The sequence below is a fragment of the Roseicella aerolata genome (assembly GCF_020523605.1).
GTDB classification, from domain to species: Bacteria; Pseudomonadota; Alphaproteobacteria; order Acetobacterales; family Acetobacteraceae; genus Paracraurococcus; species Paracraurococcus aerolatus.
Window position 1 is genome coordinate 37456 of record NZ_JAJAQI010000007.1, and the last position, 21742, is coordinate 59197.

A 21742-nucleotide genomic window follows, 5' to 3' on the forward strand; every position below is an offset into this window, starting at 1 on the left:
GCGTCAGTCCGCGATGGCCGCGTAGACCATGTCGCGCATCAGCGCGCGGTAGAAGTTCCGCTGGCCGATGCCCTGCATCATGTAGACCACCGCGAGCTGCTCCGCCGGGTCGATCCAGAAGGTCGTGCCGGCCATGCCGCTCCAGTGATACATCCCGGCCGAGCCGGGCGTGGGGACGAGGCCGCGGCCGCGCCGCACGGCGAAGCCCAGGCCGAAGCCCCAGCCCTCCCCCAGCAGCACGGGATCGGCCGGCCGGTCGCCGAGATGGTCGGCGGTCATCAGCTCCACCGTCTTGCGCGACAGCAGCCGCACCGAGCGCAGGCGCCCGCCATCCAGCAGCATATGGACGAGTTGCGCGTAGTCCGCGGCGGTCGAGACCATGCCGCCGCCGCCGGATTCGAATTGCGGCGGCTCCCGCACCTCCAGCAGGGGCATTTCGGCGCCGGTGTCGGGGTCCTTCGGGAAGCCCTCGGCCAGGCGGTGCTGCTGGGCTGGCGGCACGTGGAAGGCAGTATCCGCCATGCCGAGCGGGCGGCAGATGCGCTGTTCCAGGAAGGCGCCGAGCGTCTGGCCGGAGATCACCTCGATCAGCCGTCCCAGCACATCGGTGCTGCGGCTGTATTCCCAGCGCGTGCCGGGCTGGTGCAGCAGCGGCAGGCGGCCGAGGGTTGCCACCTGGTCGGCATTGCCCTGGCCGCGCCGGGCGATCTTCGCGTCCAGATAGGCCTTGTGCACCGGCCCGTTGCCGAGGAACTCGTAGGTGAGGCCGGATGTGTGCCGCAGCAGGTCCTGCACCGTGATCGGCGCCGCGGCCGGCACCGTGCCGCCGCCCGCGACCGCCACCTGCGGGCTGGCGAGTTCCGGCAGGTACTGGCCGATGGGGTCAGCCAGCAGCAGCCGTCCCTCCTCGACCAGCATCATGATGCCGACCGAGACCATGGGCTTGGTCATGGAATAGATGCGGAAGATGCTGTCCGTCCGCATCGGCTCGGCCGCCGCCGGGTCGCGGCGGCCGTAAGCCTGGTGCCAGGCGAGGCGGCCGCGGCGCATCACCAGCACGACGGCGCCCGGCAGGTGCCCGGCGGCGATGCGCGCCTCCAGCACGCGCCCCATCGCCTCCAGCCGCGGGGTGGAAAGCCCGACCTCCTCCGGCCGGCCGGAGGGCAGGCCAGAGGGCGGGGATGCCGGCAGCGCGCTCATTCCGCCGCCACCTTCACGGCATTCGGCCCGAAGCGTTCGCGGAAGGGCTGCGTGTCGATCTCCTCCAATTCGATCTCGCGCGCCAGGACCTTGCGCTTCCAGTCCTGGTGCTGCGGCTCCCGCGCGTGGAATTCCGGCATGACCTCCCTGGCGAAGAGCTCCAGGCTCTCGCAGATATGCTCATGCGTGTTGTTGCCGGCCTGGTTGAGCAGGATGACCTGGTCGATGTTGGAGCCCTCGAATTTCCGCAGCTTGCGCCGGAGCGTCTCCGGCGAGCCGATCAGCCCGCCCGCAAGGGCGCGCGCCACGGCGTCCGGATTCGCGCGCTTCCAGGCATTGTATTCGTCCCACAGGCTGACCGTGCCGGGCTTCGCCCGCTCCCGCCCCTTCGCCGCGTTGTAGTAGCGCAGCGCGAACTGGAAGAAGGTGACGCCGTCGGCGCGGCGGCGCGCCTCCTCATCGGTCCCGGCGCACATGAAGTAGCTGACGATGGCGATGTTCGGGTTGGTCTCGTACTCCGCCAGCTTCTCCTGCCGCTTCACGAAGCTGTTGTAGTAGGCATGCACCCAGGCATGCGCGGCATCGGCCGAGAGGAACTGGAAGCCCAGCGCGCCCATGCCGCGCCTTCCCGCCATCTCGATGGTCTCGAGCTGCGAGCAGGCGACCCAGAGCGGCGGATGCGGCCGCTGCAGCGGCTTGGGCAGCACGTTGCGCAGCGGGAAATTAAAGTAGGGGCCGTCATATTCCCAGCCCTCCTGCGTGAACATCGGCAGGACGCAGCGCACCGCATCCTCCCACACCGCCCGCTTCTCCTCCATGCTCCGGTCGAAGGGGCCGAGTTCGGTGATGCTCGCCCCCTCGCCGATCCCGAACTCCACGCGCCCGTCGCTCAGCAGGTCCAGGCAGGCGACGCGCTCCGCCACGCGCGCGGGATGGTTGGTGGTGAGCTGGATGATGCCATGGCCGAGGCGGATGTTGCGGGTCCGCTGGCTGGCGGCGGCCAGGAACACCTCCGGCGCGGGGGAGTGGGAATATTCCTCAAGGAAATGGTGCTCCACCTCCCAGGCATAATCGTAGCCGAGGCGGTCCGCGAGCTCGAGCTGCGAGAGCGCGTCGTGGTAGAGGTCCCGCTCGCTGCGCGGGCCCCAGGGCTTGGGCAATTGCAGCTCGTAGAAGACGCCGAATTTCATGCGCGTTTCCTTCCCCGCGATCCGCCCTGCGGGGCGGTTGCGCCCGGTCCCTGCCGGACCTTCGCCGCTCAGGCTCCCCCGCACGGGCCCCAGCGTCAAGCAATCCGGCAAGGCACCGGCCCTTTCCCGGCCGCGGGGGCCGGGGGATACTGGCCCGACGATCAGGACGCGCATCGCCATGCGATGCCGTCACCTGGCACGCCAAGGGAGAGAACGCATGGTCGCCGCACAGCCGGTTGCGGAACGGGCCGGGACCGACAGGGCCGCCGAGTGGGACGCGATCATCATCGGCGCCGGCATCGCCGGGATGTTCCAGCTCTACCGCTTCCGTGAGCTCGGCATGCGGGTGCGGGTCTTCGAGGCCGGCTCGGATGTCGGCGGCACCTGGTACTGGAACCGCTACCCCGGCGCCCGCTTCGATTCCGAAAGCTGGAGCTACGGCTACTCCTTCTCCGAGGAATTGCTGCAGGAATGGGAGTGGCCGGAGCATTTCGCGGCGCAGCCGGACACGCTGCGCTACCTGAACCTCGTCGCCGACAAATTCGACCTGCGGCGCGACATGCGGTTCAACAGCCGCGTCGCCGCCGCGCAATTCGACGATGCCGCCAACCTCTGGACCGTCACGCTGGAGAGCGGCGAGCAGGCCAGCGCCCCGCTGCTGGTCACCGCGCTCGGCCCGCTCTCGGCCCATACCCTGCCCAGCATTCCCGGCCGGGACAGTTTCGCGGGGCCGGCCTTCCACACCGCGCGCTGGCCGCGCGAGGGCATCGACCTCAGGGGCAAGCGCGTCGGCATCATCGGCACCGGCGCCACCGCCATCCAGACCATCCAGACGATCGCGAAGGATGTCGGGCACCTCACCGTCTTCCAGCGCACGCCCAATTGGGCGGCGCCGCTGCACAACCGCCCGATCACGCCGGAGGAGCAGCAGCGCATCAAGGCCAGCTACCACGAGATCTTCGCGCGCTGCCGCGAAACCGCCACCTGCTTCATCCATCAGACCGACCCGCGCAGCGTCTTCGACGTGACGCCGGAGGAGCGGGAAGCCTTCTGGGAGAAGCTGTACTCGGAACCCGGCTTCGGCATCTGGGTCGGCAATTTCCGGGACGTGCTGACCGACCCCGAGGCGAATGCGCTGATGACCGAATGGGCCGCCCGCAAGATCCGCGAGCGGGTGAAGGATCCGGCGGTCGCGGAGAGGCTGATCCCGAAGAACCACGGCTTCGGCACGCGCCGCCTGCCGCTCGAGAGCGGCTATTACGAGGTCTACAACCGGGACAATGTCCGGCTGGTGGACATCACCGAGACGCCGATCGAGCGCATCACGCCGAAGGGCATCCTGACCGCCGCCGGGGAGCACGCATTCGACATCCTGATCTACGCCACCGGCTTCGACGGCGTCACCGGCCCCTATGACCGGATCGACATCCGCGGCCCGGGCGGGCGCCGCCTCAGGGATGACTGGCAGGGCACGCCGCGCACCTTCCTCGGCGTGCTGGCGGAGGGCTTCCCCAACATGCTGATGATCCTCGGCCCGCACACCGCGCGCGGCAACATTCCGCGCAACATCGAGGAGATTGTGGACTGGCTGACCGGGCTGGTGCGGCACATGCGCGCGCACGGCCTGACGCGGGTGGAGCCCCGCGCGGAGGCGGTCGAGGCCTGGACCGCGCATGTCGAGGAAGCCGCCGCGGGCCTGCTCTTCAGCCAGGTCAATTCCTGGCAGACCGGCGTCAACCGAAATGTCGAGGGCCGCGATGTCCGCCGCACCCTCGGCTATTACGGCGGCGCGGTCGAATACCGCCGGAAGGCCGAGGCGGTGGCGGCCGCGGGCTACCGCGAATTCGCCTTCGCCTGAGGCCGTGCGCGGGGGCGGCCGCCCTCTCCGGTCCGATCCCGCATCGCTCTCGCGTCAGCGTGATCGCCGGCGCCGCGCCGGGCGGCCTATGCCGGAAGCCCGCAGAAGGACGGTGCCGCGGCGATGAACGCCCCGCTCCACGACGCGCCCCGGCTGGAGGTCGGCGAAGCGCAGTTCCGCGCCATCCTCGATGCCATCCCGGCGCGCGTCGCCCTGCTCGACCGCAACCGGCGGCATTGTTACGTCAACCGCGAATACGCCGCCTTCGTCGCCCGCCGGCCGGAGGAGGTGATCGGCCTCACCGTGCCCGAGATGTTCGGGCCGGAGACCTATGCGCGGCTCGCGCATATCTATCGCGAGATCCGGCCCTGCGGCGAAAAGGCCCTGGCCGGCGAACCGGCGCGCTGGGAAGGCTGGATGCACGACACGGTGCGGGACCAGCCCTGCTACGTGCAGCGCTACTACGTGCCCTATCGCGGCCCCTCCGGCAGCGTCGATGGCTATTTCGTCTTCACACGCGACCTGACGGCGCTGAAGCGGAGCGAGCAGCAACTCGCCGCGCAGCTGGAAGCGCTGCGGCGGAGCGAGGCGCTGAACGCTGCCATCACCGCCTCCGCGCTCGACGGCGTCGTCGTCATCGACGAGGCGGGGCTGGTGGTCGAGTTCAACCCCGCCGCGGAGCGCAGCTTCGGCCATGCGCGGGCCGAGGTCCTCGGCCGGCCGGTCACCGACCTCATCCTCCTCCCGGCGCTTGGCGCGCACCAGGCGGCGGGGCTCGGGTGCTGGCTGGCCAGCGAGGAGAGCCGGATGCTCGGCCGCCGGGTGGAGCTGGAGGCCAGGCACGCCGATGGCAGCCGCTTCCCGGTCGAGGTCGCCTTCACCGAGGTGCGCCTGCCCGGGCGCCGGCTCTTCACCGCCTATCTGCGCGACCTGACCGGGACCCGCGCCGCCGCGGCCGAGATCCAGCGCCAGCGGGAGGCCCTGCAGCAGAGCGAGAGGCTCGCCGCCTTCGGCTCCCTCCTCGCGGGCGTGGCGCATGAGCTGAACAACCCGCTCTCCATCGTGCTGGGCAGCGCGCTGATCCTGCAGGAGCAGGTGGAGGGGGAGCACCCGGCCCTGGCCGAGCGGGCGGAGCGCATCCGCGTCGCCGCCGATCGCTGCGCCCGCATCGTTCGCAGCTTCCTCGCCATGGCGCGGCAGCAGGCGGCCGAGCGCCGGCCGCTGGAGGCGGCGCGGGTGGTCGAGGATGCGCTGCAGCTCCTCGCCTACCAGCTCCGCAGCAGCGGCATCGCGGTGGAGCGGGACATCCCGCCCGGGCTGCCGCGGCTGCTCGGCGATGCCGACCAGTTGCAGCAGGTGATGGCAAACCTGCTGACCAATGCGCGCCAGGCGCTGGAGCACCGCCCGGCGCCGCGGCGGATCCGCCTCGCCGCGCGGGCGGAGGCGGATGCCATCGCGATCACGGTCGCCGATAACGGCCCCGGCATCCCGGAGGAGGTGCGCGCCCGGATCTTCGATCCCTTCTTCACCACCAAGCCGGTCGGCGTCGGCACCGGCATCGGGCTCGCCGTCTCGCGCGGCATCGCGGAGGCGCATGGCGGCTCCCTCTGCCTCGGGGAGAGCCCGGCGGGCGGCGCCTGCTTCGTGCTGCGGCTGCCGCGCGCCCCGGCGGAGCCGGCCGGCAGCGCGGAGGACAGGTCCCGGCGGTCCGAGGCCGGCGCGGCGCAGCCCGCGCGGCGCGCGCTGGTGGTGGATGACGAACCCGACCTGGCAGGCCTGCTGGCGGAGATGCTCCGCCCGCTCGGCTTCCGCTGCGACCTGGCGGCGACGGGGGCGGAGGCGCAGCGCCTGATCGCGCAGCGGGACTACGACCTCCTCCTCTGCGACCTCCGCATGCCCGATCTCGATGGCGGCGCGCTCTATGCCTGGCTGGAGCGGGCGAGGCCGCCGCTCTGCGCCCGCACCGTCTTCGTCACCGGGGATACGCTGGGCCAAGCCGCCGGCAACCTCCTCGCCCGGGCGGGCCGGCCGGTGCTGGAAAAGCCCTTCCTGCCCGAGGCGGTGCGCCGGGTGGTTCTCTCGCTGCCCGTCTACAGCGGATTGCGTTCGGAACTGAACGCCAATCCGCTGTAGATCATTGATTGCAGAGCAGATTCACGCGCCCGGGCGTTCACGCCCGCCCGCGATCTGCTCTAGACCCGGATGGCCCGGACTGTGTCCGGGCGATCCGGGTCTGGCTTTCTGAGCCAGCGATTCACGCCCTGGCGTGCCCGCCTGCGGCGCGCACACTCAGGGCGATCGCGGGCTGAACGGGAAACGGCGCCCCCGGGTCGAAGGCCGCGCCTGGTCTGCATGCCCGGCGGGTCGGTCCTGCCGGTGGCCAACGGATGCCGCCGCCTCGGCAGCGCGGGGGCCAGCCCGCTTCCGCGGCCCGCCGCCGGTGCGGCGCTCCTGCCCGGATGCGGTCACGCCTCGGGGCCGTCTGGTAGGCGGCGGCGGCCGCGCCATGCTTGCCGCGGCCCGGCGAATGGGCCGATGCTTCCGTCATCCAGGCCGTGGCGCGCATGGCATGCCGCGCAACGGCCGCCGGCGACACGGACGGGAGCGGCGATGCTGACCATCCGGCTGCTGGGGGAGATGGCGGTGCTGCGCGACGGCGCGGCGCTGGCCCTGCCGCCCTCGAAGAAGACCCGGGCGCTGCTCGGCTACCTCGTCGCGACCGGCCGGCCGCAGCGGCGGGAGAGGCTCTGCACCATGCTGTGGGAGGTGCCGGACGACCCGCGGGGCGCGCTGCGCTGGAGCCTGAGCAAGCTCCGCACGCTGGTGGACGAGCCGGACGGGCCGGCCCGCATCCTCGCCGACCGCGAGACGGTGGGCTACGTCCCGGAAGGCGCGCAATGCGACCTTCGCCTGCTGCGCGAGATCGCCGCCCGGCCGCTGGAGGGCGTGCCGACCGACAGGCTGCGGGCCGTGGCCGAGGGGATCGAGGGCGAATTCCTCGCCGGGCTGGACCTCCCCGCCCAGCCGGATTTCCAGGCCTGGTGCCTGGCCGAGCGCGAGGATGCGCGCCGCCAGCATGCGGCGCTGCTCGCGGCCCTCGTCGCGCGCCTCGCGCCCGCGGCACCGGAGGCGGCGCTGCCGCATGCCCGAAGGCTGGTGGAGCTGGACGGCTTCGCGGCGCAGCCCCGCGCCGATCTCGTCGCCCTGCTCGCGCGGCTCGGCCGGCGGGAGGAGGCGGAGCGGCATTGCGAGACCGGGCTGCGCCTGCTGCGGGAGGCAGGGCTGCCGCCCGGCCCGCTGGCCGCCGCGGCGCGCGCGCTGCACGGCCCGGCCGCCGCCCGGCAGGCCGGCCCGCCGCCCGCGCCGGCGGCGCCGCACCGGGCCGAGGGCGCGGCGCAGCGGCTCATCGTCGTGGATGACGAGCCGGAGCTCGGCCAGATGATCGCGGAGTATCTCGGCGGCCATGGCTTCGCCGTGCGCAGCGCGACCGGCGGCGCGGCGCTGGATGCGCTGCTGGCGGAGGCGCCGGCCGAGCTGGTCATCCTCGATGTCGCCATGCCGGGGGAGGACGGCTTCGCCATCGCGCGGCGGCTGCGTGCGCGGCCGGGCGGGCCGCGCATCCTGTTCCTGACGGCCGCCGCCGATGTCGCGGACCGCGTCGCCGGGCTGGAACTCGGCGCCGCCGACTACCTGACCAAGCCCTTCGACCTGCGGGAGCTGCGCGCGCGCATCCGCGCCATCCTGCGCGACCGGCCGGAGGCCCAGGCGCCCGCGCCGGACCCGACGCCGGAGCCGAAGGCTGCAGCGAAGGACAGCCGCCCCTCCCTCGCCGTGCTGCCCTTCCGCAGCCTGGGCGAGGATGCCGAGCAGGAGCTGCTGGCCGATGGCGTGGTGGAGGACCTGATCGCCGCCCTGTCGCACCTGCGCTGGTTCTTCGTCATCGCCCGCAATTCCAGCTTCGCCTACAAGGGCCGGATGGTGCCGGCGCCGGAAGTGGGCCGGGAACTGGGCGTGCAGTATGCGGTGGAGGGCGCGGTGCGGCGGGCCGGCGACCGCGTGCGCATCACCGTCCAGCTGGTCGAGACCGCGACGGGCACGCCGGTCTGGGCCGACCGGTTCGACGGCAGCGTGGCGGATGTGTTCAGCCTGCAGGACCAGGTGGTCGCCCGCATCGTCACGGCGCTGGAGCCGAACCTGCGCCGCGCCGAGCTCGCCCGGCTGCGCCGCCAGCCGCCCACCGCGGCGCCCCGCGCCTATGACGCCTATCTGCGTGCGACCGCCAGCCTGCACCCGATGACCGGGACGAATTGCGCCGCCGCCATTGCGCTGCTGGACCAGGCGCTGCGGGATGATCCGGGCTTCGGCCTGGCGCTCGCCGCCGGCGCCTGGTGCCGGATGTGGCGCGCCGCGCAGGACCTGACGGGGGAGCTGACGCGGGAGGAGGAGGCGGAGATGATCCGCCTGGCGGAGGCGGCGCTCGCCGCGGCGCCTGACGACCCGACCGTGCTCGCGCATTGCAGCATGGTCTTCGCCTGGCTCGGCCACCGGCTGCAGGCGGCGATCGGCTTCACCGAGCAGGCGGTGACGCTGCATCCGAACTCCGCCCTGGCCCGTGCGGTCGCCGGCTGGGTGCACATCTATGCCATGCAACCGGAACCGGCGAAGGCGCAGTTCGCGGAGGCGGTGCGGCTCGACCCGCTCGACCCCTCGGTCGGCGAGCCGCTGGCGGGCATCGCCATGGCGGAGCTGCTGGCCGGACAGGTGGAGGCGGCGATCGCCTGCGGGGAGCGGGCGGTGGCGGCGAGCCCGGACTGCATGACGGCGCATCGCGCGCTGGTCGCGGCGCTCGGCCTGGCTGGCCGCCCGGCCGTGGGGGCGGTGGCGCGGATGCTGACTCTGGCGCCGGATTTCAGCCTCGCCTCCTATGGCAGGCTGCGGGCGCGGCACGCGGCGCATCCCTTGCACCAGATCCTGATGGAAGGGCTGCGCCGCGCCGGGGTGCCGGCGGGCTGACAGGCAAGGGTCAGGCGCGCCGCCTGCCGCCGCGCATGCCATGCTGCTCCGGCCGGGATCCGGTGCCGCTCAGCCAGCACCCGACCGCGTGCGGCCCCCGGCCGATGGCTCGGGCAGCGCCGGGGGCGGCCCGGTGGCGGAGCATGCCTGCCCTCACGCCGCCCTCTCCTGCCGCCAGGCGGCGGGGGTGGGGTCGAGCGCCAGGAGGTGCTCCGCCTCCACCCGCATCGCCCGGTCCAGGGCCCGATGCTGGGCCGGCAGCGTCTCCAGGCTCCAGGCGAAGGAGGCGATGGCATCGCCGGCCGCGAGCAGCGGCAGGGACAGCGCATCCCGTGCCGCGGCATAGCCGGCGAAGGCCGCCGCGCTGCCCCGCGCCGCCGCGCGGGCCAGCAGTTCCGCATCCCGCAGCGCGCCGGTCATGCCATGCAGGGCCAGCGGGTCGGTGAAGCCGGCGGCATCGCCGACCAGCGCCCAGCCCGGGCCATGCGCCTGGCGCAGCGTGCCGCGCCGGCCGCCGAAGACGGTGAGGCGCCCCTCCGGCCGCGCCCCTGCCAGCGCCTTGGCCAGGGCCGGCGCGCAGGCCGCCAGCACCCGGCGGTACAGCGCGGCGGAGCCCTCCCCGGCCCCGGCGCGCAGCCGTGCCGCCGGCAGCGCGGCGAAGACACAGTGCCGCCCGTCACTGGTCGGGATCGCGCCGGCGCTCACGCCCTCCCGCCAGTACCGGCCAAGGCCCTCGGCGCGCAGGCCGGCCCAGTGATCGTAGAGGATGGCGCTGGCATGCAGCCCCTGGCGCAGCACCGGTGCCCCGGTCAGCCGGACAACGGCCGAGCCCAGCCCATCGGCGCCGACGACCAGCCCGGCGGCGATGCCGGCACGCCGGCCCGCCCCGTCCAGGATCACCGCGCCGGTGACGCGCCCATCGGCGCGGCGCAGCAGTTCCACCAGGCAGCAGCCGTGCCGCACCTCCGCCCCGGCCTCCCGCGCCGCATCCACCAGCACGCGGTCCAGCAGGCTCCGCCGCGGCGCGAAGAGCGCATCGCTGCCGGGGCCGGGCTGGGCGACCTCGACGCGGTCATCGCCGTAGTGGATGGCGGCGCGACGGATCGCCGGCGTCTCCGCCGCGATGCGCGGCAGCAGGCCCCAGCGCCGGAGCTGCAGCACCCCGCCCTGCGCCAGCGCATGGGTGGAGACGGTATCCGCGCCATAATGGCCGCGATCGATGCAGAGGACCCGGAGGCCGCGCCGCGCCAGCAGCATCGCGGTCGCGGCACCGGCGCAGCGTGCGCCGACCACCAGCACGTCGTAGCTCCTCCGTGCGAACATGGCACGCCCTTCCCGGTTCAGGCCGCGGCGCGGCAGGGTTGCACCAGATGGCCGAGGATCGCCTCGGCCAGTTCCGCGGCGTCCTGGCCGACGCCATCGATGAGGTTCGACCGCCGCCGCCGCATGAAGCGGAGGCCGAGGACGAAGAGGCCGGCTTCGGGCGTGACGCCGCCCCGATGGATGATCTCCCCGCCGGCATCCAGGACGGGGACCTGCAGCCAGCGATAGTCCCGGCGGAAGCCGCCGGCCCAGACCACGCTGCCGATGCCCTCCGCCGCCAGGTCCAGGCTGCCCGGCGCGGCGCCGGCGGCGATGCGCGGCGCCGCACAGGGCTCGCGCGGCGCGCCCTCCGCATCCGCGATGCCGTCGATGCGCGCGAGCAGGCGCAGCAGCACCTGCTGCGCCGCCGCGACCGTCTCGCGCAGGCCGTCCTCCAGTTGCAGCACGCCACCCACGGCGCCGGAGGCGCGGCCCAGCAGCCGCACGCCCTCCGCCTGCAGCGTGCCGAGATCGATGGTCCCGCCCTCCGGCCGGCCGACCAGCTGGAAAGAGGGCTGCCGCCGGGCCTGGAGGAGGTCGCAGACCTGCGTCACCCGCTCGTCCAGCAGCCCGCTGCGGTCCAGCCAGTGCCAGATGTCGCGCCCGCGATAGTGGCGCGGCAGGCGGGTATGCCGGCCGACCGAGAGATGCACCTGCCGGCCGGAGCGCTGGATCTCCTCCGCGAGCTGCACGCCGCTGGCAGAGGCGCCCACCACCAGCACCCCGCCCTCGGGCAGCTGCGACGGGTTGCGGTAGTCCGCCGTGGTGACCTGCCGGATCCCGGCGGGCAGCGCCCGCGCCCAGGCGGGAATGGCCGGCCGGTCGCAATGGCCGGTGGCGATGACCACCGCCTCCGCCTCCCAGAGCCCGCGGCTGGTGGCCACGCGGTAGCCATGCGGGCCGCGCCGGACCGCCTGCACCGTCACGCCGGGCTCCACCGGCGCCCGCATGGCCGCGGCATAGGCTTCCAGGTGGCGGGCGAATTCCCCGGCGGCCATGAAGCCATCCGGCTCGGCGCCGCGATAGGACCAGCCGGGCAGCCGGGCCATCCAGTTCGGCGTCAGCAGGCGCAGGCTGTCCCAGCGCTCGCTGCGCCAGCGCTCGCCGATGCGGCCACGCTCCAGCACGACATGCGCGACGCCGCGGGCGGCGAGGCAATGGCTCATCGCGAGGCCGGCCTGGCCGGCGCCGATGATGACGACGGGACTGCGCTGCATGGCTCTCTCCGGGGCATGGTCGGGCGGGCGGCGGGCCGGCGCGGTGGTCAGCGCCCCAGGGCGATGGTGACGGGCGCGCCCCAGGTCAGGATGTCGAGCACGGCGGAGCGGGCGCAGGCCTGGTCGAGGATCGCCTGCAGCAGCCCGGGCGGCGCGTCGCCCTCTATCCGGCAGGTCACGCGGATCGCCTGGAAGCCGGCCCGGACCTCCTCCGCCAGGCCGAGCACGCCGCGCAGGTCGACATCGCCCTCGGCCAGGCACTGCACCGATTGCAGCGTGACGCCGCGGGCCGCCGCGATGCTGGCGATGCCGGCGGTGAGGCAGCCGGCCAGCGCATGCAGCAGGTGCTCAAGCGGCGTCGGCCCCCGGTCCTGGCCGCAGAGCACCTTCGGGTGGTCGCTCTCGGTGGTGAAGGAGGTGGTGTGCCGCATCTCGGCGCCGGCGCCGTGGAAGCCGGCGATGGCGCTGCGGCACTGCATGCCGCCCAGCCATGTGCCCTGGGCGCGGAACTGGAAGCGGGCGAGCGAGGGCTGGTCGGCGACGGCGGCGATGGTGGCGAAGAGCCGCGGCGTGTCGACACCGTTGCGCGGCACCGGCAGCCGCTTCGGGGTGGGCATCCCGGGGGCGGGGGCGGGGGTGTCCATGGCGGCTCTCCTCGGCCTGGCATGGCGGGCGGCCTGCCCGCCGGGCGATGCCCGAGGGGTAGCGGGGCGCCGTGGGCGGCAGCGTGGGAGCCAGCGTGGAAATGCCGGCGGCAGGCGTGGGATCAGGCGGGGCAGCGGCTGCCGCGGGCGCCGCAGACCGTCGCCCGGCCGGGCCACCTGCCCGCACTTTGGGATAACCGCCGCCGGAGGGAGGCACCATCACGCGGCGACGTGCCGCCTTGCGGGATGGCCGACCTGACGCGGGGACGCGTCAGGCGCCTCCGCCGGCTGCCTCCGGTTCCGGTCCGCGGCGCCTGACCCTGGTGCGGCGGCCCGCCATCGCGCCGGAAGCCTCCACCTTTGGAGCAGGAACCGCCCAGGCCAGCGCGCCGGGCGTCACCCCTGCTCGATCGGCAGGGCCTCGTCCTTTGCCCATTCGCTCATCGAGGCATCGTAGACCGCGATGTCCCGGTAGCCGAGCTGGTGCAGGAGGAAGGCATCGAGCGTCGCCGCGATGCCGCCCCCGCAATAGAGCAGGATGCGCCTGGACGGATCCGCGCCGACCTCGGCGAAGATGCCGCCGACCTCCGCGGGCGGCTTCAGGGTGAGGGAGGCCGGATCGACCAGGGCCAGGGCCGGCACGTTGACGCTGCCCGGGATGCGGCCGGGGCGGCCATAGCGCGGGTTCTCCCCCTTGTGCAGGTCGGGCGCGAGCGCGTTGATCGTGCAGGCGCCCGCATCGCCGATCGCCGCCCTGACCTCCTCCTTGCCGATGAAGAGCCCGGGCCGCGGCCTGGCAACCAGAGAGGCCGGCGGATAGCGCGTCTCGGTCGTCTCGGTCGGCCGCCCTTCGGCCATCCATTTGTCGAAGCCGCCATCCAGGATCGCGGCATCGTCGAAGCCGATCGCCCGCAGCATCCACCAGACGCGCGTCGCCCATTGCATGCTCTTGCGCGCATAGAGGACCACGCGCGTGCCGCTGCCTATTCCCTTGGCCGCGAAGCGGGCGGCGAGGTCGTCGGCGGCCGGCATGGTGAAGTTGAACCTGCTCGAATTGTCGGAAAGCTCCCCCTGGAGATCGAGGAAGGCCGAGCCGGGAATATGGCCCTTGTCGTAGTCGGCGCGGCCGCTCTCCACCCGGTACGGCCTGCCGGTGCCCGTCTCATAGAGCAGGTAGGTCGTGCAATCGAAGAGGCGCAGGGACGGGTCGGAGAGGTTCGCCGCGAGCCATGCCGTATCGACGATGGCCTCGGGATGGGCATAGCGCGGTGCCGCTGGCATGGAGGTCCTCCCCGGGATCGGTGTCTTGGGCCGCGTGGTCGAGCCTGCGTCGAAGGTGCCCCGAAGCCGCCGGACCCCGCAAGCGCGGGCCGCGGTGACTGACGGAAGCGCCCGCAGGACGGGACCAGCGCGCTGCCGCCTGATCTGTCGCGTAGCGAGATCCGGCCTGGCGGCGTCAGCGATGCGGCCTACCTTGGCGATGCCGCCGCGTCCCGCCCCGCCCTGCGGCTTCGGGCCGGGGCGTCTGCGGCGGGCTTCGAGGCACGCTCAGCGACGAGCGGGTGGTGGTGCCCTGCCGCCGGGGACGCGCCGGCGGCGGCGGTCGCAGGCCGGGGTGCCGCCGCGTGGCGGTTGCCCGGATTGGCTGCGCGGGCAGACGGCACTGCCCGGCACCTCGCTGCCGCCCCGGCCTGTGAGGCGCTTCACCATGCCGGCCGCGATGCCGTGCCGGTTCCAGCCGGGACCGGGCTCGTCAGGCACGAAGCCCTGCCAGCCGCCGGCGAGATCGCATCCCGGCGGCAGGCAAGACCTCCGACGAGGTCGCATGGCCCAATGCGTCCTGGCAGGCGGGATGGGGCCACCCCTTCGCGCAGGACCAGGGCGCGCTTCAAGAAAAGGATACACACGATAAGTTTAATCTAAGCCAGCCCCCCTACACCCGCCCCAGCCGAGACCGGCGGAGCGATCCCGCCCCGTGCCGCGGCGGAGTGAAGGAACGGCAGGATGAACCAGGCTCTCGATGGCGCGGCGGGACCCGCCAGCCCCGGCACGGCGGATGGCGCGCCGATCGAGCGGGCCAGGATCTTCGGCCTGCCCCTCAATCTCTGCAGGCGCGTCGATGACGTCCTGGCCGCGGTCGAAGCCAGGCTGGACGCCGGCGAGACCTTCCTGACGACCTTCATCAATCCTTCGGCGGTCGCCCTGGCCCGTCGCAACACCGGCTACGCCAAGGCGCTCGCGCGCTTCGACATGGTGCTGCCCGACGGTATCGGGGTCGTGCAGGCCGTTGCCCGGCTGCACGGCCATGCCATCGCCCGCATCAGCTTCGACAGCACCTCCCTTGCCCTGCCGGTCTTCGCGCTCGCGGAGCGGAGCGGGCGCAGTGTCGTGCTGGTGGGCGGCGCACCCGGCGTCGCCGAGCGGGCCGCGGCGCATATCCGGGAGAGTTTCCCGAAGCTGGGCATCATCGCTGCCCTCGATGGCTATGGCGACCGCGCGTCGATGGTCGAACGGATCCAGGCGCTTCAGCCGGATATCGTCGTGTGCGGCATGGGCGCGGCAGCGCAGGAGGACTTCCTGCTCACGCTGGCCGGGTCCGGCTGGCGTGGCTGCGGCTTCACCTGCGGCGGGTATCTCGACCAACTCGGGGCGGGGATGCAGTATTATCCGGCATGGGTGGACCGTTCGAACCTCCGCTGGGCCTATCGGCTGGTCCGGGAGCCGCGCCGCCTCTGGCGACGCTACCTCATCGACTACCAGAGCTTCCTGCTGCTCCTCCTCCAGGCATCGCTGGCGCAGCGGCTTGCCTTGCGGGCGGGTCATCCGCACGACCGGCCCGACCCTGCATGGGGAGAGCCACCCGGCCTCTCTCCCGGTCGAAGGGCACGACCGGCACACCCTCCGATGCCCGGATGGGACGCTGCCCGCGGCGGCAGCCTCCGGCCCGTGACGGCACCGAACACCCCTGCGCGCCGCCGCCTCCTGCATGGCGCGGCGGCGGGCGCCGGGCTTGCCGCCTGGGCCGGCCTGCGCCCGGGTCCTGCCGCGTCGCAGGCGGAGCCGGCCTGGCGGCGGACGGCGCGGCTCGGGCCGGGCGTCAATCTCAGCCGCTGGCGCCAGTCCGGCGAAGGCAGGCCGCCGGGCGACGAGGAACACCTCGCCGAGGTGGCGGCACTCGGCTTCCGCCATGTCCGCCTGCCGGTGGACCCGGACCAGTTGCTGAAAGGCTGGGATGGACCTGCGGGCGAGGCAGCGCAGGCCATGGAGCGCGTCACCGCCGATATCGGCCGGATCCTGGCGCATGGCGTTGCGGTGATCGTGGACCTGCACCCTTCGGATGCGGTCAAGGCGCGGGCAGCCCGCGACCCGGCCGTGGCGGAGCGTCTTGTGGCGCTCTGGTCGCGACTGGCGGCCCGCCTCTCCGTGCTGGATCCCGAACGCGTGCTCCTCGAGACGCTCAACGAGCCGGGCGATGCCTTCGCCACCATAGCCGACTGGCTGGCGCTGCAGGGGCGGATGGTCGAGGCGATCCGCGCCGCCGCACCGCGGCACACCATCCTCGCCACGGGCGCACGAGCCTCGACCATCGGCGACCTGGGAGCGATCCCGCCCTATCCCGACGGGAATGTCGCCTACAACTTCCACTTCTACTCGCCCATGCTGTTCACCCACCAGGGCGCCGCCTGGCTCGGGCCCGGCTTCGCCCGGCTGCGCGGCGTTCCCTACCCGCTGACGATGACGGAGATGCGCCGCCTGGGAGAGGCGGCGAGGTCGGAGCCGGAGCGGCGGCTGATCGCGCGCGAGGCGGCCGGGGGACGGGACTGGAACCGCGCCACGATCGCGGCCGCGATCAGCCGGGCGGGCGACTGGTCGCGCCGCCATGGGCGGCCGGTGGTGTGCACCGAATTCGGCGTGTTCCGCGATGGCGGCGCTGTCCCCGCGGAACGGCAGCGTTACCTGGCCGATGTGCGGGCGGCCCTTCAGGGGCAGGCACAAGCCTGGACCCTGTGGGATTTCAGCGGCGGTTTCGGCGTCACCCGCGCGCCCCTCCGGGGGCGCGCGGCCAGGGATGCCGATGCCGGCATGCTTACGGCGCTCGGGCTCTGACACTGACCCGCACAGGACTGCCGCATGCCTGCGGCCTCAGCCGCCGATGGCGGCTGCCGGCCAGGACCTATGCGGGCGGGTATGAAGCAGCCCGGTTGCGCCGTCTCAGGACGCCCGCAGGCCTGCCAGGCCCGGCCCCTGCCCCCGACGCGGGCCGGCGAGCCCGGACAAGCGGGGCGGCGTGAAGAGCAGTCTCGCGGGGGAGCGCCGCACCAGCACCGCGGCGCCAAAGCTCAACGCCACGGCCAGGACAACACAGGCCAGGTAGAGACCCGCCCCCTCCGCCAGGCCGGACCGGATCAGGACGGGGCGCAGGGCCGCGATGACCAGGATATGCAGGACGTAGATCTCCAGCGAGACGGTGCCGAAGCCGGCCATGCCTTTATGGAGCAGCCGGGACGGGTTCAGGCAGGAGGCGAGCAGGATGACCCCCGCGATGCCGAGCGCCGAGACCGGCATGGATTGCGGCAGGTAGCGGGTATCGGCAAGGGCCGGTGCGACCAGGCCGAAGACCAGCATGGCCGCGAGGCCCAGCCCGGCCCGGACGGGAAGGTGGCTTCCGGCGATGGCGCCCGGCAACCAGCCCGCCAGCAGGAAGCCGAGCACGAACCAGACATAGAGCGCCCGATGTGGCACCAGGGTCCGCACGAAGACCTCGTCCTGAAGCTGCGCCCCTGAGACGCCGACCGAGAGTGCGAGAGCGATGGCGACAGGCAGAACCAGCGACGCCCGGCAACGCAGGAGGACCGGAATGGTCGCCGTGTAGAGGATCAGCGCCTGCAGGAACCACAGGTGCGATTGCGGGAAGAGCGGCGACAGCAGGAGCTCGGCAAGGTCGCGGTCGTTGCGCGCCGTGGGGAACAGGTGCCAGAGCAGGTTGTAGGCAAAGGCCCAGATCACGAAGGGCCAGGCAATCCGCGACATCCGGCGCAGGACGAACTCGCCCCGGGCCGGGCTTGAGGAGAGGCGGATGGCGAATCCCGCCAGGAAGACCAGGAGCGGCATGCGGACCAGGTCCGCCGCGGCCAGCCAGGTCGCCAGATAGTCCGGCAGCGCCACGCCCGAGCCCCGCATCCCGGTATCGACATGGTAGGCGACCACGGCGATCACCGCCGCGCCCCTTGTCGCATCGATCCAGTTCACCCTCTCGCCGGCCTTCATCCTCGACATCCCTCCCGACACGGACTGCTATGCGCCCGGACGGATGGTCCCGGCTGAAGCCCGGATGTGGTCGGAGGAAGGCGGCGGGCCGCCCCTCCCCTGTCCAGGCAGCGATGGGTCTAGCGGCCGCCGCTTAGGCCAGCCTTAGGGTCCGCCGCGAGAACCGGAAGCGACCTCGCCGGGGATGGCGCCGCGCGCCCCTCCTGCCATCCTCCGCGCCAGGGCCCGCCGGATCTCATGCCGGAACCAGGGAATGACCGCCGCGGCATAGGCGGCACCACCTGCCAGGACCATGGCACCGAAAAGCGTCGCGGCTCCGGCCTGCGGCTCGAGCCAGGCCCGGATGCCGAGCACCACCGCCGCCATGGCCAGCGTGCCCATCGCTGCCGGCAGCAGCGCCAGCACGTAGTCCCGCGGTGCGAAGCCGCAGGCGCGGCGCACCAGGGCGAAATGCAGCGGGAAGAGCAGGATCGCCTTGGCGAGGATCGCCAGCGCCACCAGGGCGACCCCGTGCCGGACCGCCGCCAGCACCAGCACGGTCCCGAGGATGAAGGCGACGCTCTGGACCAGCAGCCAGCGCTGCGGCTTGCCGATCGCCCGCAGCAGCGTGCCGTTCAGCATGGCAAGGGTCCCGACCAGGGCCTCGGCCATCAGGATCTGCACGAGGGGCACCGCGGGACGCCAGTTCTCCCCGAACAGCGCGGGCACCAGGAGGCCTGCCACCAGCCCCAGGCCGGCCAGGCAGGGGAAGGCCGCAAGCGAGAGGAAGCGCAGCGCGGCCAGATAGGCCCGCCGGAGCGCAGCCCGGTCCGAGCCCGCGCGGGCGAGGAGCGGCAGGGCGAGGAGCCGTAGCCCGGTGCCGACAATGAGTTCGAGGGTCAGGGCCTGGACCCGCCCGGCCACGCTGTAGAGCCCGAGTTCCGCCGGGCCGCGGAACCGGCCGAGCAGGAAGCGATCGAGATTGGCCGAGCTGAAATCGACGGAGCGGAACAGGCTGGCGCTGCGGAAATAGGTCAGCACGTCGCGCGGCGGCAGGCGGCTGAGGCGCGGCCGGAAGGGCGCGGCACCCCAGGCTACCGCGGCCGTGACGGCCCCGAGCACGACCTGCTGCATGACCAGCGCCCAGACGCCATGGCCCTGGCGTGCGAGCAGCACGGCCGCGACGGCGGCCAGCCCGTTGGCCATGGTGGTGCGCAACGCCAGCTTGCGGAGCGCATAGGCACGCCGGAGCAGCGCATCCGGCACGATCGCCAGCCCGTCGAAGACGAGCCGCAAGGCAAGCACCGGCAGGACTGCGCTGAGCGCCGGATTCCCGAAGAAGGCGGCCGCAAGGCCGGCCGTGGCGGCGGTGAGCAGCGCGAAGCCGAGGCCGAGGGCGAGGCCGGTCCAGAAGGTCGCGTCGCGCTCCGCATCGCCGAGTTCGGATCGCCGGACGATCGCATCGCCCAGCGTCTCCAGCAGGAAGATCTGCCCGAGGCCGGCAATGATCCAGGCGATGGCCATGGTGCCGAAATCCTCGGGCGTGACCCAGCGCGCGACGAGGACGAAGGAGACGAGGACGGGAAGCTGCGTTCCCAGCCCGAACAGCACGGACCACTTGGCCCGGTCGGCCCATTGCCGCCCGGTGGCCGCGGCTTCCGCCGTCCCGCTCACCGCCGCCCGAGCCCGGCGGCACGGAGCCCCCTGCGGCAGGCCGTCCAGGTCGCGCTGGCGGCGCGGGCGAGCGGCGAGACGCTGGACTTCCAGTTCTTCTCCCAGAAATGCACCGCCAGCGTGCGCGGGGTGATGCAGTCCGGCGAGAACTCCTCCTCCCAGCTGAAGGGGTAGAAGACATCCGTCGGCAGGACGGCAACGTCCTTCACCATCACGCCCGCATCGGCATAGTGGTCCAGCCCCTCCTCACGCAGGAGCCTGGTGATGAGCTTCGGGCCGAATTGCGTCGGTCGCTCCAGGCCGAAGGGGCCACCCTCGCTGCGCAGGACGCGGTCCAGCGCCTTGCCGATGAACCAATGCCCGGGCTCCGCACCGAAAGCGGCGTTGCAGACCCAGTCCGCGTTGTCCTGCTCCACCTGGAAGCCGAAGAAGCACCGGTGGTGCAGCAGCGGGTCCAGCGGCTTCACCACCTCGACATCCGTGTCGAGATAGATGCCCCCATGCTCCCGCACCGCCCAGAGCCGGACGGCATCCGCCACCTTGGCCCATTTCCGCTCGCGCAGAGCACGCCCGACGAAACCGCCACCGAGGGAGGGATCGATATTGTGCTCTCCCCAATGGACGATCGCGTAGTCCGGGTTGAGCCGGCGCCAGCTGTCGATGAAACGCTCGACCTGCGGCGGCACCGGGCCGCCGACCCAGACGTAGTGCAGCGTCTTCGGAATCATGGGATGTCTCCCTGCGTGCCGGCGAGTGGCCGCGCGCCCGGTTGCAGCAGCGGCAGCGTGCCATGGAGGATACGGGGACGGTCGCCATTCCCGATGAGGACACCGCAGAACAGCATCAGCAGCCCCAGGGCATAGGGCGAGTAGGCTTCCTCCTGGAAGATGCCATTCACCACGACCATCGCCAGCGCGATGAAGGCGATATCCGTCGGCCGCGGCCCGGCGGGGAGGCGCCAGGCCGCTCCACCGGCCGGGCGGGCCGCGCGCAGCACCGCGAAGAAGACGCAGAACAGCGCCAGGGCGCCGATGCCCAGCTGGTACAGCAGGACCCCGACCGCGCTCTCCAGCGCAAAGTCGACACCCAGCCGCTGCAATTCCTGCCAGTCGAGCGCCTCTCCCTTCAGCTCGGTGGAGAGGTTGCCGCCGGCGCCGATCCCGTGCCCGAGCGGATTCCTGAGGAAGCCCCGGAGGCCGCCGAGGAAGCCGATCACGTGGAAGTCGCCCTGCTGGAGGCCATGCGTCAGGCCCAGGCCGACATAGGCCACGGTCAAGGTTGCGCCGGCCGTGAGCAGGAGCCGCCGGTTTCCGGCCAGGCGCCACGGCACATACAGAGCAAGGCTTGCCACCAGCAGGATCAGCGCCCCCTTCACGCCGGCCAGGACCAGCAGGGGCAGCACGATGAGCAGCAGCCAGGACTGCCGCAGCGCCACCGCGACGATGCCCGCGACGGCGAGCACATAGGCGTAGCTGATCGCATGCTGGTTCGGCCCGGCGAAGCGGAAGGAGGTCGCGGTCGAGGCGCTGCCGGTGATGTTGAAGAGAACCTGCGTCCGCGCCCGCACCAGGTCATCGGGGGAGAGCAAGGGCCAATCCGCATTGGCGGGGCCGTATTTCAGGTTCATGTAGGACACCGCGCCGGTGGAACTGTAGTAGACATGCGGCGCCATGACCTCGACGAGCGTCAGCAGCAGCCCGCAGACGAGGGCGACGAGGAAGCCGGTGGCGACGGTGCGGTAGCCGAAGACCCGCCCGACATCGAGGCCGACCAGCAACGCGAGCAGCATCGACACCGTGACCCGGAAATACACCGCCGCCGACATCGCGGAGCTGCGAGCCGCGCCGAGCGCCGCATAGGCCAGGGTGACGAGAAGAGCGAGGCAGACCAGGCGCGCCAGCACGGTCACCCGCCGGTCCGTCCGCGCAGGCTCCAGCCACAGGATGCGCGCGGCCGCGATCGCCGCGAGCACCACGGACAGGAGGAACGTGGTGCCCTGCAGGCTCCGGAAGGTGGTGTTGTCCATGCCCGCCGAGAAGAAGGCGATGAACCAGTTCTGGTAGAGCAGGACGGAGAGGAACACGGCGAGCCCGGCGAGCGGCCGCCACGCATAGAGCACCCCGAGGAAGGCCACGCCGAGGCCCGCCAGCGCGACGCTGCCCTCCCGCACCAGCAGGACATGGCAGGCGAGACCAAGGAAGGCCACCACCTGCCAGCCCATGGCGTGCAGGACGGTGTCGCGCACCGGCAGCTCCTCGACGGGGGCGGCCGGCATCACGGCGTGCCGCGATGGCGGGAAGGATGCGGCGCGGGAGAGATGCGCCGGGGCACCGCCGT

At 72.8% G+C, this 21742-nt stretch carries 14 protein-coding genes; 4 read left to right on the plus strand and 10 right to left on the minus strand.

From position 1 onward, the window contains the following. Positions 1–3: 3 nt before the first annotated feature. Entirely contained in the window at positions 4–1200 is a 1197-nt protein-coding gene (locus LHA35_RS06300; protein WP_226605949.1) for a serine hydrolase domain-containing protein, read from the minus strand. Continuing rightward, positions 1197–2390, minus strand: a complete 1194-nt coding sequence (locus tag LHA35_RS06305; protein WP_226605952.1) for an LLM class flavin-dependent oxidoreductase — start codon at positions 2388–2390, stop codon at positions 1197–1199. Before LHA35_RS06305 ends, LHA35_RS06300 begins: the two co-directional genes overlap by 4 nt. A gap of 217 nt (positions 2391–2607) precedes the next feature. Here LHA35_RS06305 and LHA35_RS06310 point away from each other — a divergent pair, with 217 nt between their 5' ends. The 3 genes from LHA35_RS06310 (at position 2608) to LHA35_RS28880 (ending at position 9261) form a co-directional block, all read left to right on the plus strand. Continuing rightward, positions 2608–4248, plus strand: coding sequence for a flavin-containing monooxygenase (locus LHA35_RS06310; RefSeq protein WP_226605955.1), 1641 nt, complete (start codon positions 2608–2610; stop codon positions 4246–4248). Between the two features lie 123 nt (positions 4249–4371). Further along, on the plus strand, positions 4372–6381 hold the full coding sequence (locus LHA35_RS06315) for a hybrid sensor histidine kinase/response regulator (RefSeq protein WP_226605956.1): 2010 nt from the start codon (positions 4372–4374) through the stop codon (positions 6379–6381). 477 nt (positions 6382–6858) lie between these two features. Next, positions 6859–9261 (plus strand): response regulator, encoded by a 2403-nt coding sequence (locus tag LHA35_RS28880; protein WP_274707756.1) that lies wholly within the window; start codon positions 6859–6861, stop codon positions 9259–9261. A gap of 153 nt (positions 9262–9414) precedes the next feature. Here LHA35_RS28880 and LHA35_RS06325 read toward each other — a convergent pair whose 3' ends face one another. From LHA35_RS06325 to LHA35_RS06345, 4 genes are all read right to left on the minus strand, one after another. Beyond that, complete coding sequence (locus LHA35_RS06325; RefSeq protein WP_226605957.1) at positions 9415–10584, minus strand: NAD(P)/FAD-dependent oxidoreductase; 1170 nt, start codon at positions 10582–10584, stop codon at positions 9415–9417. Positions 10585–10601: 17 nt separating this feature from the next. Continuing rightward, positions 10602–11840 (minus strand): NAD(P)-binding domain-containing protein, encoded by a 1239-nt coding sequence (locus LHA35_RS06330; protein WP_226605958.1) that lies wholly within the window; start codon positions 11838–11840, stop codon positions 10602–10604. A gap of 47 nt (positions 11841–11887) precedes the next feature. Next, positions 11888–12484, minus strand: a complete 597-nt coding sequence (locus LHA35_RS28595) for an OsmC family protein (RefSeq protein ID WP_264185396.1) — start codon at positions 12482–12484, stop codon at positions 11888–11890. Positions 12485–12880: 396 nt separating this feature from the next. Further along, on the minus strand, positions 12881–13765 hold the full coding sequence (locus LHA35_RS06345) for a sulfurtransferase (protein WP_226605959.1): 885 nt from the start codon (positions 13763–13765) through the stop codon (positions 12881–12883). Between the two features lie 723 nt (positions 13766–14488). On the opposite strand from LHA35_RS06345, the gene LHA35_RS06350 reads away from it, so the two are divergent. Continuing rightward, complete coding sequence (locus LHA35_RS06350) at positions 14489–16591, plus strand: WecB/TagA/CpsF family glycosyltransferase (RefSeq protein WP_226605960.1); 2103 nt, start codon at positions 14489–14491, stop codon at positions 16589–16591. A 105-nt stretch (positions 16592–16696) separates the two neighbouring features. Here the strand turns inward: LHA35_RS06350 and LHA35_RS06355 are convergent, their stop codons facing one another. From LHA35_RS06355 to LHA35_RS06370, 4 genes are all read right to left on the minus strand, one after another. Further along, positions 16697–17761, minus strand: a complete 1065-nt coding sequence (locus LHA35_RS06355) for an acyltransferase family protein (RefSeq protein WP_226605961.1) — start codon at positions 17759–17761, stop codon at positions 16697–16699. A 135-nt stretch (positions 17762–17896) separates the two neighbouring features. After that, the gene (locus LHA35_RS06360; protein ID WP_226605963.1) at positions 17897–19405 is read right to left on the minus strand and encodes an oligosaccharide flippase family protein; all 1509 of its coding nucleotides are present in this window, start codon (positions 19403–19405) and stop codon (positions 17897–17899) included. After that, complete coding sequence (locus LHA35_RS06365; protein ID WP_226605964.1) at positions 19402–20133, minus strand: glycosyltransferase; 732 nt, start codon at positions 20131–20133, stop codon at positions 19402–19404. The genes LHA35_RS06360 and LHA35_RS06365 overlap by 4 nt, the downstream gene beginning before the upstream one ends. Further along, on the minus strand, positions 20130–21680 hold the full coding sequence (locus tag LHA35_RS06370) for a hypothetical protein (protein WP_226605965.1): 1551 nt from the start codon (positions 21678–21680) through the stop codon (positions 20130–20132). The genes LHA35_RS06365 and LHA35_RS06370 overlap by 4 nt, the downstream gene beginning before the upstream one ends. Between the last annotated feature and the right edge of the window lie 62 nt (positions 21681–21742).